Annotated in this window: 20 protein-coding genes; 5 read left to right on the plus strand and 15 right to left on the minus strand. The window is 68.6% G+C overall.

What is annotated here, in order from left to right; genetic code table 11:
* Positions 1 to 13: 13 nt before the first annotated feature.
* From WPS_RS01990 to WPS_RS02010, 5 genes are all read right to left on the minus strand, one after another.
* Positions 14 to 400, minus strand: a complete 387-nt coding sequence (locus WPS_RS01990) for a hypothetical protein (protein WP_317996191.1) — start codon at positions 398 to 400, stop codon at positions 14 to 16.
* A gap of 32 nt (positions 401 to 432) precedes the next feature.
* Positions 433 to 1,074 carry a peroxidase-related enzyme gene (locus WPS_RS01995; protein WP_317996192.1) on the minus strand — a complete coding sequence of 214 codons (642 nt, stop codon included), beginning with the start codon at positions 1,072 to 1,074 and terminating at the stop codon, positions 433 to 435.
* Entirely contained in the window at positions 1,043 to 1,507 is a 465-nt protein-coding gene (locus tag WPS_RS02000; RefSeq protein ID WP_317996193.1) for a hypothetical protein, read from the minus strand. The genes WPS_RS01995 and WPS_RS02000 overlap by 32 nt, the downstream gene beginning before the upstream one ends.
* A 19-nt stretch (positions 1,508 to 1,526) precedes the next feature.
* Entirely contained in the window at positions 1,527 to 1,937 is a 411-nt protein-coding gene (locus WPS_RS02005; protein ID WP_317996194.1) for a hypothetical protein, read from the minus strand.
* A gap of 84 nt (positions 1,938 to 2,021) precedes the next feature.
* Positions 2,022 to 2,732, minus strand: coding sequence for a YkgJ family cysteine cluster protein (locus WPS_RS02010; RefSeq protein WP_317996195.1), 711 nt, complete (start codon positions 2,730 to 2,732; stop codon positions 2,022 to 2,024).
* A gap of 117 nt (positions 2,733 to 2,849) precedes the next feature.
* Between WPS_RS02010 and WPS_RS02015 the strand changes: the two genes are divergently transcribed.
* From WPS_RS02015 to WPS_RS02025, 3 genes are all read left to right on the plus strand, one after another.
* Complete coding sequence (locus tag WPS_RS02015; RefSeq protein ID WP_317996196.1) at positions 2,850 to 3,830, plus strand: ROK family protein; 981 nt, start codon at positions 2,850 to 2,852, stop codon at positions 3,828 to 3,830.
* A gap of 286 nt (positions 3,831 to 4,116) precedes the next feature.
* Complete coding sequence (locus WPS_RS02020; RefSeq protein ID WP_317996197.1) at positions 4,117 to 4,419, plus strand: hypothetical protein; 303 nt, start codon at positions 4,117 to 4,119, stop codon at positions 4,417 to 4,419.
* Between the two features lie 50 nt (positions 4,420 to 4,469).
* Positions 4,470 to 4,649, plus strand: a complete 180-nt coding sequence (locus WPS_RS02025; RefSeq protein WP_317996198.1) for a hypothetical protein — start codon at positions 4,470 to 4,472, stop codon at positions 4,647 to 4,649.
* 347 nt (positions 4,650 to 4,996) lie between these two features.
* Here WPS_RS02025 and WPS_RS02030 read toward each other — a convergent pair whose 3' ends face one another.
* Genes WPS_RS02030 through WPS_RS02045 form a run of 4 tightly spaced genes read right to left on the minus strand, consistent with a single transcriptional unit; the run spans position 4,997 to position 8,375 of the window.
* Positions 4,997 to 5,422, minus strand: coding sequence for a GNAT family N-acetyltransferase (locus WPS_RS02030; RefSeq protein ID WP_317996199.1), 426 nt, complete (start codon positions 5,420 to 5,422; stop codon positions 4,997 to 4,999).
* Complete coding sequence (locus WPS_RS02035; RefSeq protein WP_317996200.1) at positions 5,419 to 6,606, minus strand: M20 metallopeptidase family protein; 1,188 nt, start codon at positions 6,604 to 6,606, stop codon at positions 5,419 to 5,421. The genes WPS_RS02030 and WPS_RS02035 overlap by 4 nt, the downstream gene beginning before the upstream one ends.
* A 1-nt stretch (position 6,607) precedes the next feature.
* Positions 6,608 to 7,768 (minus strand): MGDG synthase family glycosyltransferase, encoded by a 1,161-nt coding sequence (locus WPS_RS02040; RefSeq protein WP_317996201.1) that lies wholly within the window; start codon positions 7,766 to 7,768, stop codon positions 6,608 to 6,610.
* A gap of 7 nt (positions 7,769 to 7,775) precedes the next feature.
* Complete coding sequence (locus WPS_RS02045; protein ID WP_317996202.1) at positions 7,776 to 8,375, minus strand: sterol desaturase family protein; 600 nt, start codon at positions 8,373 to 8,375, stop codon at positions 7,776 to 7,778.
* 186 nt (positions 8,376 to 8,561) lie between these two features.
* On the opposite strand from WPS_RS02045, the gene WPS_RS02050 reads away from it, so the two are divergent.
* Entirely contained in the window at positions 8,562 to 9,044 is a 483-nt protein-coding gene (locus WPS_RS02050; protein WP_317996203.1) for a lytic transglycosylase domain-containing protein, read from the plus strand.
* A 9-nt stretch (positions 9,045 to 9,053) separates the two neighbouring features.
* Here WPS_RS02050 and WPS_RS02055 read toward each other — a convergent pair whose 3' ends face one another.
* Entirely contained in the window at positions 9,054 to 9,734 is a 681-nt protein-coding gene (locus tag WPS_RS02055; protein WP_317996204.1) for a dienelactone hydrolase family protein, read from the minus strand.
* Complete coding sequence (locus WPS_RS02060) at positions 9,731 to 10,486, minus strand: dienelactone hydrolase family protein (RefSeq protein WP_317996205.1); 756 nt, start codon at positions 10,484 to 10,486, stop codon at positions 9,731 to 9,733. Before WPS_RS02060 ends, WPS_RS02055 begins: the two co-directional genes overlap by 4 nt.
* A 55-nt stretch (positions 10,487 to 10,541) precedes the next feature.
* Between WPS_RS02060 and egtD the strand changes: the two genes are divergently transcribed.
* Positions 10,542 to 11,546 (plus strand): L-histidine N(alpha)-methyltransferase, encoded by a 1,005-nt coding sequence (egtD, locus tag WPS_RS02065; RefSeq protein WP_317996206.1) that lies wholly within the window; start codon positions 10,542 to 10,544, stop codon positions 11,544 to 11,546.
* Here egtD and WPS_RS02070 read toward each other — a convergent pair.
* From WPS_RS02070 to WPS_RS02085, 4 genes are read right to left on the minus strand one after another with little or no spacing between them, the layout of a single operon-like run.
* Positions 11,526 to 11,984, minus strand: coding sequence for a gamma-glutamylcyclotransferase family protein (locus WPS_RS02070; protein ID WP_317996207.1), 459 nt, complete (start codon positions 11,982 to 11,984; stop codon positions 11,526 to 11,528). The two genes, egtD and WPS_RS02070, sit on opposite strands and share 21 nt — an antisense overlap.
* A complete protein-coding gene (locus WPS_RS02075; RefSeq protein WP_317996208.1) occupies positions 11,981 to 12,592 on the minus strand; it encodes an ABC transporter permease in 612 nt (203 codons plus the stop codon). Before WPS_RS02075 ends, WPS_RS02070 begins: the two co-directional genes overlap by 4 nt.
* Positions 12,589 to 13,401, minus strand: a complete 813-nt coding sequence (locus WPS_RS02080) for an ABC transporter ATP-binding protein (protein WP_317996209.1) — start codon at positions 13,399 to 13,401, stop codon at positions 12,589 to 12,591. The genes WPS_RS02075 and WPS_RS02080 overlap by 4 nt, the downstream gene beginning before the upstream one ends.
* Positions 13,370 to 14,254 carry a glycine betaine ABC transporter substrate-binding protein gene (locus WPS_RS02085; protein WP_317996210.1) on the minus strand — a complete coding sequence of 295 codons (885 nt, stop codon included), beginning with the start codon at positions 14,252 to 14,254 and terminating at the stop codon, positions 13,370 to 13,372. The genes WPS_RS02080 and WPS_RS02085 overlap by 32 nt, the downstream gene beginning before the upstream one ends.
* Positions 14,255 to 14,259: the final 5 nt, after the last annotated feature.

Raw genomic sequence — 14,259 nt, forward strand, 5'->3', positions numbered from 1 at the left:
TTAGCCGAACGCGCTAGCCTTTGATCGCCGCGCACCCCACGACGGGCGACGTCTCTTCGCTCGTCTTGTGAATCAGCACTACGTCGCCGACGAGCGCCTGCAGCGTGGTGTTGGGAAGGCGCGTCTCCTGCGCGGTGCCGAGCGGCCACTTCGCGGCCTGCGCGTACGACGAGCAGGTGCCCTTGCGCACGTCGACCGACGACGGCGTGGCGCCCGTGCCGGTCACGTTGAGCCCCACCTGCACGTTGCCGCCGAGCTGGAAGAGCGTGACGTTGCCGTGCACGGTGGTGCCGTTCACCGGCCTGATGGGTGCCACCAAGGGGTTGTTGAGTGCCAGCGCCGGAGCGCCGAGTCCGATTGCGGCGAAGGCCGCGCCGATCATCGCAATGCGTGAACGCATGACGTTGCGCTTACCCCGTCAGGGCATCGCCGTCACCGCCCGTCGGCTGCTCGCCCCATCGCGTAGAATTGAGGGTTCGGTCGCATGTCCATGAGACCGGCCATGCGGTTGGAAAATCCGAAGAACGCCGCGACCGCGGCGATGTCCCAGGCGTCGTCGTCGGTGAGCCCGAGCGCTTTGAGTTCCGCGAGTTCCTTGTCGCTCGCGGCGAAGCCGCGATCGTTCACGCGCGACGCGAACGTGAGGATCGCGCGCAGGCGCGGCGAGAGCTCGGCGGTGCGCCAGTTCACCGCGATCTGATCGGCGACGAACGGATCTTTGCCGAGGATGCGCAGCGCGGCGCCGTGCGAGGTCACGCAGTACAGACACGCGTTCTCCGCCGAGACCGCCACGACGATCGCCTCGCGTTCGGCACGTGAGAGGCCGCTCGGGCCTTTCATCAGCAGATCGTGATAGTGCATGAACGCACGGAAGTGCTCGGGGCGCTTCGCGTACGCGAGGAAAACGTTGGGGACGAACCCGATCTTCGCGCGCGTCTCCTCGCAGATCGCGCGGATGTCGTCGGGCATCTCGTCGAGCGACGGGACGCCGAAACGCGAAGGCGCCGCAACGTGTGCGGCGCCTTCATTGAACGGCGGGTGGCTACTTTTTGCCGAGGTCGGCGCAGGCGACATAGACGGGGATTTCTTTCGTCGACTTGTGGACGTTGATCGCCCATTCGCCCTTCTGCAGGTCGGCGAGCGTTGTGTTCGGCACCGTCGTCTCGGAGAAGCCGTTGACCGCGTTGTGCAGCGGATAGGTCGGCTTCGGATCGAGCTTCGCGCAGGTGCCCTTGTGGATGTGCGCCGGCTGCGGCTCGTCGCCCGCGCCGCTCATGCGGAGGCGGACGATGACGCCGGCCGCGCCCTGGAGCAGCGTCGCGGTGCCGTGTTCCCCGGAACCGTTCTGGGCGAGGATCGGAATCTGGATGGGTGTGGCAGCGCCGGCCGCCGTTGCGGTCAGCGCGGCGGCAGCAAGGGCCGCGGCGGTCACGAATTTCAGCGACAAGATAACCTCCTGATAATGAAGCGCGTCTCGGGCCATTCGGCCCGGCGACGGCGTCTTCATGTGCGGTTCTCCACCGGAGCTATTTGACGTCTCCGCACGATACGTACGTCGCGATATCGGTCGTCGACTTGTGGGCGTTGATCGCGAACTTGCCGCGGAGTTCCCCGATCGTCACGCCCGGGACGGTGGTCACGGACATCCCGTTGACTACGTTGTGCAGGGCGTAGGCCGGCTTCGGGTCGAGCTTGGCGCACGTGCCCTTGTGCAGGTGCATCGGCTGCGGGCCCTTGGCGTTCTTGAGGTGCACGGTGACCACGAGGCCCCGGGCGGTGTCGCGCAGCATCGCCGCGCCGGTCTCCCCGGAGCCGTTCTGCGCCGCCATCGTCACGGCGAGCGGCTTGGTCATCATCGTCATCGGAGCGGCTTCGGCGACGAGCGCCGTCGCGGCGATCGCCGCGACGAGCGCGGCGCTGAATGCGGATGAGTTCATGGTTCATCTCCTACGTCACGCTTGGTGAACGGAGGCAGGACCTTCCCGCCTGCTCCGCGCGTTGCCTGCGCTCGCGGCTTGCGCTCAGGAGAGCCGCTTTGCCGGCGTGCCGTTGACGCGCCGGCGTTTCGGCTGGAACGGCGATCCGACCTGATACCTCCCGCCGCGCGGCAGGGCCGTGTCGACGTCGTCGCAGCCGATGGGGGTGAACGCGGCGCAATCGTGCGGGCGCGCTTCGTAGATCCCGCAGTAGTACTTGCCCGAGCGCGATCCCATGAGGAAGACGCATTTGTCGGCCACGTCGTCGGTCACTTTGCGCAGCCACCCGACGTAGGAGCCGTCGGCGGATTCGCGCGGGATCACGTACTCCGCGAACGCTTCGTCGTAGCTCATCTGCAGATGGTCGGCGATGCGCTGCACGTCGGCGCGCGAGACGAACGGCTCGTACCCGCTGCAGCATTCGGCGCAGCCCGGCGGGCACGCAACATTCTCCGGGAGATCGTAGAGATGCTTGCGCGAGAGCTCGATCACGCGCCGGACCGCCTCGACGAACTCGGCGTCGTCGTTGTATTTGTAGACCCACTCTTTGTGGCTGATCTCGTTCGCGTTGTAGCTGCGCTTCGTCGTCTTGTTGTACTGGATCGTGACGTGTTCTTCGTCGATTTCGATCTGCTGCACCGTCGTCATCGGGTCGAGATCGAGTTCCGAGAGCCGGGTGGGTTGACCGGTCTCACGCGTGAATCGGCGAAGGTTGCGCGTCTCGCGCATGGCGATGAGATCGATCGTCTCTTGCATCGCGGCATCTTCGCGATGCCGTCCCGCGAACCCGGGCGCCGCGCGCGCATCCGGCGGGGAGCGGCGCTCGCGCCGCGAAACGGCGCGCATGCGGACGAAGCGGATGGGAACGCGTTAGTGGCGCGCGGAGCGATCGGCGTCGATTTGGGCGGCTCGCACGTGATGGCGGCGGCGGTCGACGAAGACGGGCGCATCCAAGCGAAACACGAGCGCGACATCGACGACCGGGCACCGTCGGCCGTCGTCGATGCGCTCGCCGAGGTCGTCAACGCGGCGATCGGTGCGGCGAAATTCGAGGTCGCCGGTATCGGGATCGGTTCGCCGGGCAACGTCGACCCGATCACCGGCACGATCCGCTACTCGCCGAATTTCGGGTGGACGCACGTCCCGCTCGGCGAGCGAGTGCGCGCCGCGTTCCCCAAATACAAGATCTTCGTCGGCAACGACGCGCGCTGCGCGACGCTCGGCGAGTACGTGCACGGCGTCGGCGCGGGCACGAAGGACTTCACGCTGCTCACGCTCGGGACGGGGATCGGCGGCGGCGTCGTCGCCGGCGGCGTCCTCGCGCTCGGTTATCAGATGGGCGCCGGCGAGTTCGGTCACCACCAGATCCGGCCCGACAGCGGGTTCATCTGCGGCTGCGGAAAGGTCGGCTGTTTCGAAGCGCAAGCGTCGGGAACGGGATTGATCCGGCATGCCTTTCGCGCGGCGCCGTCGTTCCCGCGCTCCGCGCTGCTCGACGTGCCGCGCGAGAAACTGGGATCGAAAGCGATCCGCAAAGCGGCGCAGGCGGGCGATCCGCACGCGCTCGCCGCGTTCGGCGCGTTCTGCGACGACTTGGCGCTGGGACTCGCCAACGTCATCGCGTTCGTGAACCCCGAAGTGATCGCGCTGGGCGGCGGTGTCTCGAGCGGCGGCGACTTCCTGCTCGACCGCGTCCGTCCGCTCGTCGACGTGCGCACGACGATGGTCCCGCCCGGGACGACCCGCATCGTGCGGGCGTCGCTCGGCAACGACGCCGGCGCCGTCGGCGCGGCGACCGCGGCAATGCGGGGCGGCCTCATCGCGCAGTCTGCCGAAACCGTAAGCGTTGCGTAAGCGAACGTAAACCGCCCGTAACGTCGGCCCACTACGCTGATTGCGTGAACGAACGTGACGTGGCGGCGATGCTGCCCCCGACCTGTGAGGACTGCGGCCACCGGGCCTCACTCCACCACCTGGACGGATGCCGGGCCCTCCTGCTCGGGCGCGGCTCGCCGAGCCGCTCCTGCGGCTGCAAGACGACCCTGCGGGAGATCTTGGGGGCGCGCTACCCGGCCGCGCGCCCACCCGGAGAGGTGCGCGAGCGTCAAGCCGCGTTGTAGCGGCTATTCGAGATCGAGAGGTGCGCCCCGGCCGAACGGCGGACGAGAAGTCGGCCGCCAGGGCCTGCTCGGATGCCGTCGGGTTCTTCAGCCCGGAAGCCGGCTGCGACGGGGTCGCCGTCACGAGCGGCTTGAACGTCGTGCTCGACGCCGGTGCGCCGGCCGCAAAGCCGATCGCCGCCGGTAGACCGCCCGGCAGCGGCGAGAGGAAGAACGCGCCGCCGGTCGCCGCTCCGCTCGCGGCGGGGCCGCTGACGCCGGAGGTCAGCGAGAAGGCGAAGACGGTCGTCGGCGAGGCCGGCACGGCCGCCGACGCGTCGTAGTCGCCGACGATGACGGGGGCCGCGAGCGCGCCCTGCACGATCGGCGAGGCATGATGGACGAGGAGCGCGATCTGGCCCGCCGTCTCCGCCGGCTCGACGAAGTTCGCGAACTGCAGCGTCTTCGCAGCGACCTTGCCGCCGACAACGACGCTGTACGCCGTCTGCGCAGCGACCGTCACGTTCTCCGATGCGCCGGAGCGGTCGTGCTCGCGGCGCCGGCCGGCCGATGACGTCGATCGTGTAGGTTCCGACGGGGACGTTGAGGTAGCCGGTGATCGGCGGATACGCCGCGGCTGCGACGGTCGGCGACGACGGACGCGTGCTGCCCAATGGGTAGGCGTAGAGGTCGACGGGCCGGGCATCGGGGGAGTCGTGTACCGCCCGGGCCAGCGCCGTCGCCGACCCGGTTGCGAACGGCGGCGGCGTGACGGTGCCGTTGTTGCATGCGGCGAGGAACATGACGCCGAGAGCGACCGCCATGCGCCGGACGATCGAGGACGAAAAGGCCACCAGAAAAGCTTCGTCGAGCGAGCAGAACTGCGGTACGAGAACGCGCCGTCCGTCTCCGTTGGACGCCTCAACCGGAGAGATATCGTACGTAGAAGACTTCAGGATCGCCGGGATCGAGGTGATCGACTTCGCCGCAGCGTGTCCAGCCGTATCGCGACAGCACCGCGTGCATCGCCGCGTTGGAGCGATTCGTCGAGGTGAAGATTCGGTTGCTGACGGCGCGTGTCGCCGCGTGCGCGAGCAGGTCGCCGGCGTAGCCGCTGCGCCGCCGCTCCGCCGCAACCGCGAGCGCGTTCACGAACGTGTGCGCGAAGAACTCGGTCAGCCAGCTGAAGCCGACGATCGCACCGCCGTCTTCCGCGACGTACACGTCGCCTGCGGCGAGCGCGCGCAGCAGCCGCCCGCGTTTGTGCGGCGGCGCGAGAAATGCCGGCAGGATCGGTTCGAGCGCTGCCAGATCGTCCGCCGACGCCGCGCGGACGAGTGCGCTCACGGGGCGTGCTGCGGTGCGTCCAGCGCGAGCGCGGTCATCATCGTGACGCCGGCGGCGAGCGCCGACTCGTCGATGTTGAAGCGCGCGTGATGGTGAGGCCACGAACTCTCGGGGCCGCCGTTCGAACCGATGGTGAAGAAACACGCGGAAACGCGCTCGGCGAAGAACGAGAAGTCTTCCGCACCCATCAGCCGCGGAACGTCGGCACAACGCTCTGCACCGACGATCCGCTCGCCGAGCGCGCGCACGTAGCGAGTCTGCTCGACGTCGTTCGAAGTCACCGGATAGCGCCACAGATACGTGAATTCGTACGTCGCGCCGGAACTCTCGCAGATCCCGCGCAGCACGCGTTCGATGCGCTCCGCCATCGCCGCCCGCACGCCGGGATCGAACGCGCGCACGGTGCCGAGCAGGCGGACACGGCTCGGGATGACGTTGTGCGTCGTTCCGCCGTTGAACGCGCCGATCGTGACGACCGCGGGCTCGATCGGATCGATGTTGCGCGAGACGATCTGCTGCACCGCGACGACGAACTGCGAGGCGACGTAGACGGGATCGACCGAGAGGTGGGGCGCGGCGCCGTGTCCGCCCTTACCCTCGATGGTGATCTCGATCGAGTCGCTCGACGCGTAGAACAGCCCTTCGCGAAAGCCGACGATCCCGGCGGGCTGCGATGACGCCAGGTGGAGACCGTAGGCGCGCTCGATCCCGAAGCGTTCGAGGACGCCGTCCTCGATCATCGCCTTCGCGCCGCCCTTGCCTTCTTCGGCCGGCTGGAAGAGGAAACAGATCGTTCCGGCAACCTCGTCGCGGCGCCGCACGACGAGTTCGGCGGCGCCGAGCAGCATCGCGACGTGTCCATCGTGTCCGCACGCGTGCATGCGCACCGGCGTCTGCGACCGGTACGAAACCTCGTTCTCCTCCTCGAGCGGAAGCGCGTCCATGTCGGCGCGCAGCATGACCGTCTTCCCCGGTGCGCTGCCGCGCAGGACGCCGACGACGCCGGTCTTGCCGATCCCCGTGTGGACCTCGAGGCCGAGGCCGCGCAGACGCTCGGCGACGACCGCCGACGTGCGCTCTTCCTCGAAGCCGAGTTCGGGATGCGCGTGGAGGTCGCGACGCGTCGCCACGACCGTTTCGAGGACCGCCGGCGGAACGTCGACGGTGAGGATTCCTGCCGTCACGCTACCCGGCGGCGGGGATGACGCGCCGCCCGACGCGGGCGATCTGCGCGATCAGTTCGGCGATACGGCGCGATGAGCCGCGCGGCGCGACCGCCGTCTGCTGGGCGCGCATCTTCGCCAGGCGTTCCTGGCTGTGGACGATCCGCGCGACCGACTGCACCACCTCGGCGGTCGTCAGCGCGACCACGCCGATCCCGTTGGTGCGCACGTAGTCGAGGTTGCCGCGCTCCTGTCCAGGGACGTAATCGTAGACGACGACCGGGACTTCGGCGACCGACGCCTCCGCGATCGTCCCCGGACCCGCCTTGGTGACGAGCAGGTCGGCGGCGCGCATCAGCTCCGGAACGTCGTTGCGGAAGCCCAGGACCGTCATCGGCGTCGGCAGGCTGGGGGCAAGTTCTTCGAGCTTCGCCTTGAGGGCGGCGTTGCGGCCGGTGACGACGACCAAGTGGTAGTCGAGTCCGGCTTTCGCCAAGCCCATCGTCGTGGGGAGCAGTTTGCCCCCGCCCTCGCCGCCGGCCATCAGCAGACAGATCGTCCCGTCGATCGGGAGGCCGAGTTTCTTGCGCAGCTCGCTCTTGGTCGCCGAGACGTCTTCGAAGCGCGGATGGATCGGGTGGCCGAGGAGCCGGAGCCGCTCGGGCGGGACGCCGCGGTCGAGCGCACGCTGGTAGACTTCGCGCGCGGGGACGACGGTCAAGTCGGCTTCGGGGAGGAGCCAGCCTTCGTGGACGCGCCCGAGGTCGGTGATGACGGTGACGATCGGGACGGCCTGCATCCCGGCGTCGGCCCGCGCGCGCAGGGCGGCGTGGTTGAGCAGCGGGTGGACCGAGACGATGACGTCGGGCTGGTACTGCGTGAAGACCTCGCGCAGCCGTTCGCGGTAGAGCGGCTCGCAGAACCGCACGATCGTGCGGTACCGGCGGCGGCCGTTGGTGGCGTGATAGAGCGCGCCGTAGATGGGGGGCGCGTAGCGAAGGGCCGCGCTATACGCCGGCCCCAATTTGGAAAGCGGGAACGTGCAGTGGGTGGCGATATCGTCGATCCGCCACTCGAAGCGGGTCGCTCCTTCGATCTCGTCAAGGGCGGCGCCGATGGCCTGTGCACCGGCGCGATGGCCTCCGCCCGTATCGGAGATCAGAAAGAGGACACGTTTCGTCAATTCCGCCTCAACTCGTTTGCTTCGCGACGGTTCGTCGCGCAACCGTGCGCCGCTTCGCGCTCACGGCTCGTCGTACCGAGACGGGTTTGCGGCGTTTCATCGTCCGCGTCCAACTGCGCAGGACGCCGAGCGTGGCGCGCGCGGGCGCGTCGTAGAAACGGAAGATGTCGCCGAACTCGATCTCCGGGTTGACGTGGTGACCGTTGTGGTCTTCCGGCAGCACCAGGCCGGTCGCGCGTGCGATCCGAACGAACCAAGCCGGCGTTTGCCACCCGAGCTCGCAGGTATGCCGCCACCACACGTGCGTCTGACCGAGGGCGAGCCCGAGGATCGCGCCGGCGACCGAGATGCGCGCGCAAACGATCGCAAGCACGATGTACGGCAGCGCGCCGAGCAGACCGTCGAGGAGGACCTGCGGATCGCGGCTGAGCACCGCATGATCCCAATACGAACGACGGCGATCGTGGTGCGTCCGGAGGTGGAGTTTCCCCCACGCATGCTGCGGAACGTGATAGAAGAAGGTCGAGGCGAAATCTCCGACGAGCAAAACGGTGAGCATTGCTGCAATCGCGGAGAACACCGGCGAGCCCAGCACGGTCGTGTTCACGCTGATCCTTGTTAAGTGGAGAGGGCTAACGGCGGATTGGTCCCGATTCCTGGAAACCCTCTTGCCGCTGCCATCGTGGCGGTCGCTTGGACCGTAGCTCCGGTGCGGATCGACGGAGTTCAAGATGCCGCTCTATCGTGGCATATACCCCCGCCGGTCCCCGTTATGCGAGGTCTGCGCTTGCTGATGGACGCAGGTCCCAAGGCGCCGCAGAACGTGAAGGTTGCGCGCGAGATCCTGCGCGCCAATCCCCGGATCGGGGAGATCGATGCTCTGCTGCTCGCAACGCGGACGATCGACGCCGCGGCGCGCAACGGGATCTCGCCGAATTTTCTGGCCGCGACGCTGCTGCAGGAGTCGGCGTTCGATCCGCGCGCGATCTCCCCGGCGGGGGCGATCGGGCTCGCCCAGTTCACGATCGCGACGGCCGACGACTACGGCGTCGAGCCGTGGGATCCGCTCTCCGCGATCGACGGCGCGGCGAGACTGCTCGGCGGCTACGTCGCCCAGTACCGCGGCGGCCGCGAGGATCCGTACGCGCTCGCGCTGGCCGCGTACGACGCGGGTCCGGGCGTCGTCGCGCACTACGGCGGCGTTCCCCCGTACGACGAGACGCGGCTCTACATCAGGCTGGTGCGTCTGCGCTGGTCGCGGATCGTCGGGCGCTGAACGCCCGCGTTACGCGAACGAGCGCCGCAGGAACGACTGCACGCGATCCCACGCATCGGCGATCTGACGCGTCGCGATCGTGCCGAGGTCTTCCCGGAAGAACGAGTGTCCGACGTCGGCGTATTCCTGGATCTCGAACGTCTTGTTGTTCTCACTGAGCCGTTTGCGGATCGTCGCGATCTCGTCGGGACCGATCTGCTCGTCGTGGCCGCCGAAGACCAGGAGCAGCGGCGTGCGCACCGCCGCGCCCGCCTCGTCGAGCGCGGTGGCGCTGGTACCGGGGATCGGGCGCGCGATGCTCTGCTCGTAGAACGCGATCGAGGCGGCGAGTCCCGGGAGCGTCGAGGCGAGAAACGCCGCCGTGCCGCCGTAGCCGAAACCCCAGGTCGCGATCTTTCCGTGCTGCACGAAGCTCTGGTCGTCGAGCCAGTCGCGCGTCGCGGCGACGTCGGCGCAGACGTCCTGCGCGTTGAAGACGGTCTTTGCGTCGCGCCCGCGCAGATAGTCGATCGCGATCGCCGCGTAGCCCGCCGCGGCCGCTTGGTTCGTGATGCGCTTGATCTCGTCGTCGAAGCCGTAGATCCCCTCGAGGACGATCACCGCCGGGCGGCGCCGGTTGTCTTCGGTGCGCGCGAGATGCGCGTTCATCGCACCCGACGGGGCGTCGATCGTGATCTCCTCGGTGATCATCGGAGGTGCTCCCCGAGAAATGCCTGGACACGATCCCAGGCGTCGGCGACGTCGCGGGGCGTCGTCGCGTCGGCGCGATTCGACGGATCGAGCTGCGCGCCGCTGTCGCGGAAGAACGCGTGCCCTTGATCCGGGTAGACCTGGATCTCGAAGTGCTTGTGCGCCGCGGTCAGCGCCGCGCGGATCTGTTCGATGTGGTCGGCGGTGATGTAGTCGTCTTTGCCACCGAAGACCAGCAGCAACGGCGCCCGGATCTCGGCCGCGTCGCCGATCGGGGCCGGCTCGCCGCCGGGAAGCGGCACGGCGATATTGCCGCCGTAGAATGCCACCGCCGCCGAGAGTCCGGGGAGGGTCGCGGTGACGAACGCGGTCGTCCCGCCGAAACAGAATCCCCAGGTCGCGATATGGTTGAATTCGACGAAGTCCTGGGAATTGAGCCAGTCTACGGCAGCCGCTACGTCCGCGCGCAGCGTGGCTTTGGTGACGGCTCCCGCCGCCTTGAAGCCTGTTTGCAGCCCCTCGGGGGTATAGGGTTCGTTGAGGTAGGGGTGCGTGCGGTGATAGTAGTTGATGGCCAAACCCACGTAACCGGCGCCGGCGACGAGGTCGGTGATCCGCTTGACCTCGGTATTCACGCCGAAGATCTCCTGCAGTACGATGACGGCCGGCCGCGGCGCGGGGTCATCGGGCCGCGCTAGGTAGGCCGGCATCGGGGAGCCGGCGACGTCGATTTCGAGCGATTGAGAGATCACGCTGCCTCCTGAAGTACTGCAAACTCGTCTGGAACGCGGGGGTTCGAACATAGACATGGCTTGGACGACGCCGGGGACATTCGCCGACCGCTTCGCGCTCCATCGCGATCCGCACCCCGCGCGGGTGGCGACGTTCGCCGAGGACGTGCGGACAGGCCTCGGTGCGCGACCGTTCGCGCTCTCGCCCAAGTATTTCTACGACGATCTCGGGTCTGCGATCTTCGAAGCGATCACGCGGCTGCCGGAATACTACCTGACGCGCGTCGAGCGCGATCTGCTCGCGACGTACGGGCGCGAGATCGCGGGCCGGTTCGCGGGGCCCCTCGAACTCGTCGAGCTCGGCAGCGGTAGCGCGCTCAAGACCCGCATCCTGATCGACGCGATCCTCGAGCGCCAGCCGCGGCTGACGTATCATCCGATCGACATCTCGGCCGACGCCGTCACCGAATCGTCGCTCGCGCTCACCGCCGCGTACGAACGGCTGCGCGTCGTCGCGTACGCCAGCGACTACTTCCCGCTGCTGCGCGAGAAGCGGCTGGTGACCCACGATCGCGTCCTCGCGCTCTTCCTCGGCTCCAACATCGGCAACTTCGAACCGCAGGACGCCCGCGAACTGCTGACGTTCCTTGCGCGCGCGCTGCGTCCCGGCGACGGCGTGCTCATCGGCTACGATTTGAAGAAGGACCCGACGATCCTCGAACTCGCGTACGACGATCCGACCGGCGTGACGGCGGCGTTCAATAAGAATCTGCTGGCGCGGATGAATCGCGAGCTCGGCGCCGGCTTCGAGTTGAACGCGTTCCGCTTCCGCGCGAGATGGAACGAGCGGCACGGCGCGGTCGATTCGTTCCTGGTGAGCGAGCGCGATCAGCAGGTGCGGATCCCGGCCTCCGGTCTCACGGTCGACTTCGCGGCGGGCGACACGATCCACACCGAGTCATCATACAAGTTCACGCGCGACGAGATCGCGATGCTCGCGACGCGCTGCGGCTTCACCGAGACGGCGTCCTACACCGACGCGGCGGGACGCTACGCGCTCTCACTCTTTGCCGTCGCCTGAGCGCCCGCGGCGCAGCCGGTCGCGGACGGGCGCGAACGCACCGATTGCGCGTTCGACTTCCTCGTTCGCGAGCGCGGCGAGCAGCGCCAAGCCGGCGACCGGCTCGACGTGCGTACTCGCCGCGTAGACATAGGTGCAGGCGGCGACGAGGCCGCGCGCGGTCTGCACGTCGACGCGCACGCGGTGGTAGTTCGGGACGTCTTCCCACGCGTCGGCGACGGCCCAGCCGGCGCCGTCGAGTGAGATCAGTACGCCCTCGACACGATCGAACGCGCTTGGCTCGATGCTCAGATAGCCGGAGGCGGTGATGACGACGCGCCGATAGCCCGCCAGCACCGCGTCTTCCCACGCGTACGACGCGCCCAGGATGCGCGCGCGCCACTGCTCGTCGCGAAACGTCCCGTACCCGAACAGCGGGAGGCTGCCGGATTCGTTCATCGCTGCGCGGAGCGCTCGACGGCGCGCAGCGCGAGATCCGCGCCGATCGCGAGCGCTGCCGAGGCGAGTGCGCCGGCGACGATCTTCTGCGGGTTGTTCGTCGAGATGCCCTCGAAGAGGAGCATCCCTAAGCCGCCCGCGTTGGTCCATGCCGCGATCGTCGCGAGCGCGACCAGCGAGACCGTCGCCACCCGCACGCCGCCGAGCACGACCGGCAGCGCGGCCGGAACTTCCACCTGCAGCAGCGTTTGGCGCGCGGTCAGCCCGAGTCCGCGCGCGGCGTCGACGAGCGCCGGATCGACGCTTTCGAGGCCCGCGACGACGCCGCGTATGAGCACCATCTGCGCGTAGATGACCAGCGCCGCGATCGCGGTCGCCGAACCCAAGCCGAGCACGTAGACCAGCAGCGCCAGCAGGGCGAGGCTCGGGATCGTGTAGAGTGCGCCGGTGATTCCGAGGACGAACGCGCGCAGCGGCGGCCGGCGCGCGGCGGCGACGCCGAGCGGGATCGCGATGACGAGCGCGATCGCCAGCGACGCAGCGACCAGCGCGAGGTGCTGGCCCAGCAGCAGCGCGACGCGGTCGCCGTGTGCGACGAGGTAGGTCATCGCTCGATCAGCGGGCGTTCCGACGCCAGCCGGCGCGTCTGTGCGTCGACCCCGACGAGATCGCGCACGAAGTCGTCGGCGGGTGCGCGCAGCAGGTCGTCGGGCGCGGCCGTCTGCACGACGCGTCCGGCGTTCATGACGACGACGCGGTCGGCGAGCCGCAGCGCTTCGTCGACGTCGTGGGTGACGAAGACGATCGTCGTGCGCAGTTCGCGGTGGACGCGCGCGATCTCGTCCTGCAGTGAGGCGCGGACGATCGCGTCGACGGCGGCGAACGGTTCGTCCATCAGCAGGACGCGCGGCTCCGCGGCGAGCGCGCGCGCGACGCCGACGCGCTGCGCTTCGCCGCCGGAGAGTTCGCGCGGCTTGCGATCGCGGTAACGCGCGGGCTCGAGACGCACGAGCGCGAGCAGCTCGTCGACGCGGCGGGCGATACGCGCGCGATCCCAGCCCAGCAGCGACGGGACGACGCCGACGTTCTGCGCGACGGTGTAGTGCGGGAACAGCCCGACCGCTTGGATGACGTAGCCGATCCCGCGCCGCAGATCGGTCGCGTCGCGCTCGCGCGCGTCGGCGCCGTCGATCAGCACGGTGCCCGACGTCGGCTCGACGAGCCGGTTGATCGTGCGCACCAGCGTGCTCTTTCCGCAGCCCGACGGGCCGAGCAGCACCGCGAACGTCCCGCCGCCGATCGCGAGGTCGACATCGCGCACCGCCGGCGCCGCGGCGCCCGGATACGCGACGCTGACGCCGCGGAAGGCGACGGCGGCGCCGGTGCTACGCGAGTCCGTGGGCTTTGAGGAAATCACGGGCGACGTCCGCCGGTTCGCGCTTCGCCGAACCGTCCACGTCCAGGTTCATGTTCTGCATGTCGTCGTCGTTCAACAAAGCGGTGACCTTGTTCAGGACGGTCGCGAGTTGCGGCTTCGCGGCGAGGATCTCGCGCCGTACGACCGGCGCGACGTGATACGCCGGGAAGAGATGCTTGTCGTCTTCGAGGACGATGAGATGCTCGGCTTTGAGTTGGCCTTCGGTCGAGAACGCGATGACGACGTCGACGTCGCCGTGCTCCAGCGCCTGATACTTCAGCCCGTTGTCGACGATCTTCGTCGCCTTGAAGCGAAAGCCGCCGTAGCGTTTCTGCAAGCCCGGCAGACCGTCGGCGCGCGAGAGAAACTCGGGGACGCAGCCCAGCCGCAATTCGCCGGCCTTCGCCGCGAGGTCGCTGAGCTTTTCGAGCGAGAACCTCCCGGCGACCGACTGCGTCGTCGCCAACGCCTGCGTGTCGTTCATCGGCGACTGGTCGAGCCAGACCAGACCGTACTGCTTCTCGAACGCGTTCTTCACCGTCGTGTAGGCGCGCTTCGGATCGCTCTCCGGCGGGAGATGCAGGACGTTGAGCAGCGCCGTGCCGGTGTATTCCGGATAGAAGTCCAGCTCGTTGCGGTGCAGTGCCGCCATCGCGATGTCGGTGGTCCCCAAGTTGAGGCGGCGCGTCACCGCGAATCCCGCATGCTCGGCGGCCTGCGCGTAGAGTTCGCCGAGGATGAGCTCTTCGGTGAAGTTCTTCGAACCGGCGCGCACCGTGTCGCGCGGACCGCACGAGACGGCGAGCGGTGCGGCGGCGAGGAGCCCGAGCGCGCGGGCGCGTGACAGATCCATGTTCT

The organism is Vulcanimicrobium alpinum, from assembly GCF_027923555.1.
Lineage (GTDB): Bacteria > Vulcanimicrobiota > Vulcanimicrobiia > Vulcanimicrobiales > Vulcanimicrobiaceae > Vulcanimicrobium > Vulcanimicrobium alpinum.

Coding starts and splice junctions, on each gene's coding strand:
- WPS_RS01990 (WP_317996191.1), bottom strand. CDS start 400: ATGCGTTCACGCATTGCGATGATCGGCGCGGCCTTCGCCGCAATCGGA.
- WPS_RS01995 (WP_317996192.1), bottom strand. CDS start 1,074: ATGTCGCCTGCGCCGACCTCGGCAAAAAGTAGCCACCCGCCGTTCAAT.
- WPS_RS02000 (WP_317996193.1), bottom strand. CDS start 1,507: ATGAAGACGCCGTCGCCGGGCCGAATGGCCCGAGACGCGCTTCATTAT.
- WPS_RS02005 (WP_317996194.1), bottom strand. CDS start 1,937: ATGAACTCATCCGCATTCAGCGCCGCGCTCGTCGCGGCGATCGCCGCG.
- WPS_RS02010 (WP_317996195.1), bottom strand. CDS start 2,732: ATGCAAGAGACGATCGATCTCATCGCCATGCGCGAGACGCGCAACCTT.
- WPS_RS02025 (WP_317996198.1), top strand. CDS start 4,470: ATGATGGACGAGGAGCGCGATCTGGCCCGCCGTCTCCGCCGGCTCGAC.
- WPS_RS02050 (WP_317996203.1), top strand. CDS start 8,562: ATGGACGCAGGTCCCAAGGCGCCGCAGAACGTGAAGGTTGCGCGCGAG.
- WPS_RS02055 (WP_317996204.1), bottom strand. CDS start 9,734: ATGATCACCGAGGAGATCACGATCGACGCCCCGTCGGGTGCGATGAAC.
- egtD (WP_317996206.1), top strand. CDS start 10,542: ATGGCTTGGACGACGCCGGGGACATTCGCCGACCGCTTCGCGCTCCAT.
- WPS_RS02070 (WP_317996207.1), bottom strand. CDS start 11,984: ATGAACGAATCCGGCAGCCTCCCGCTGTTCGGGTACGGGACGTTTCGC.
- WPS_RS02075 (WP_317996208.1), bottom strand. CDS start 12,592: ATGACCTACCTCGTCGCACACGGCGACCGCGTCGCGCTGCTGCTGGGC.
- WPS_RS02085 (WP_317996210.1), bottom strand. CDS start 14,254: ATGGATCTGTCACGCGCCCGCGCGCTCGGGCTCCTCGCCGCCGCACCG.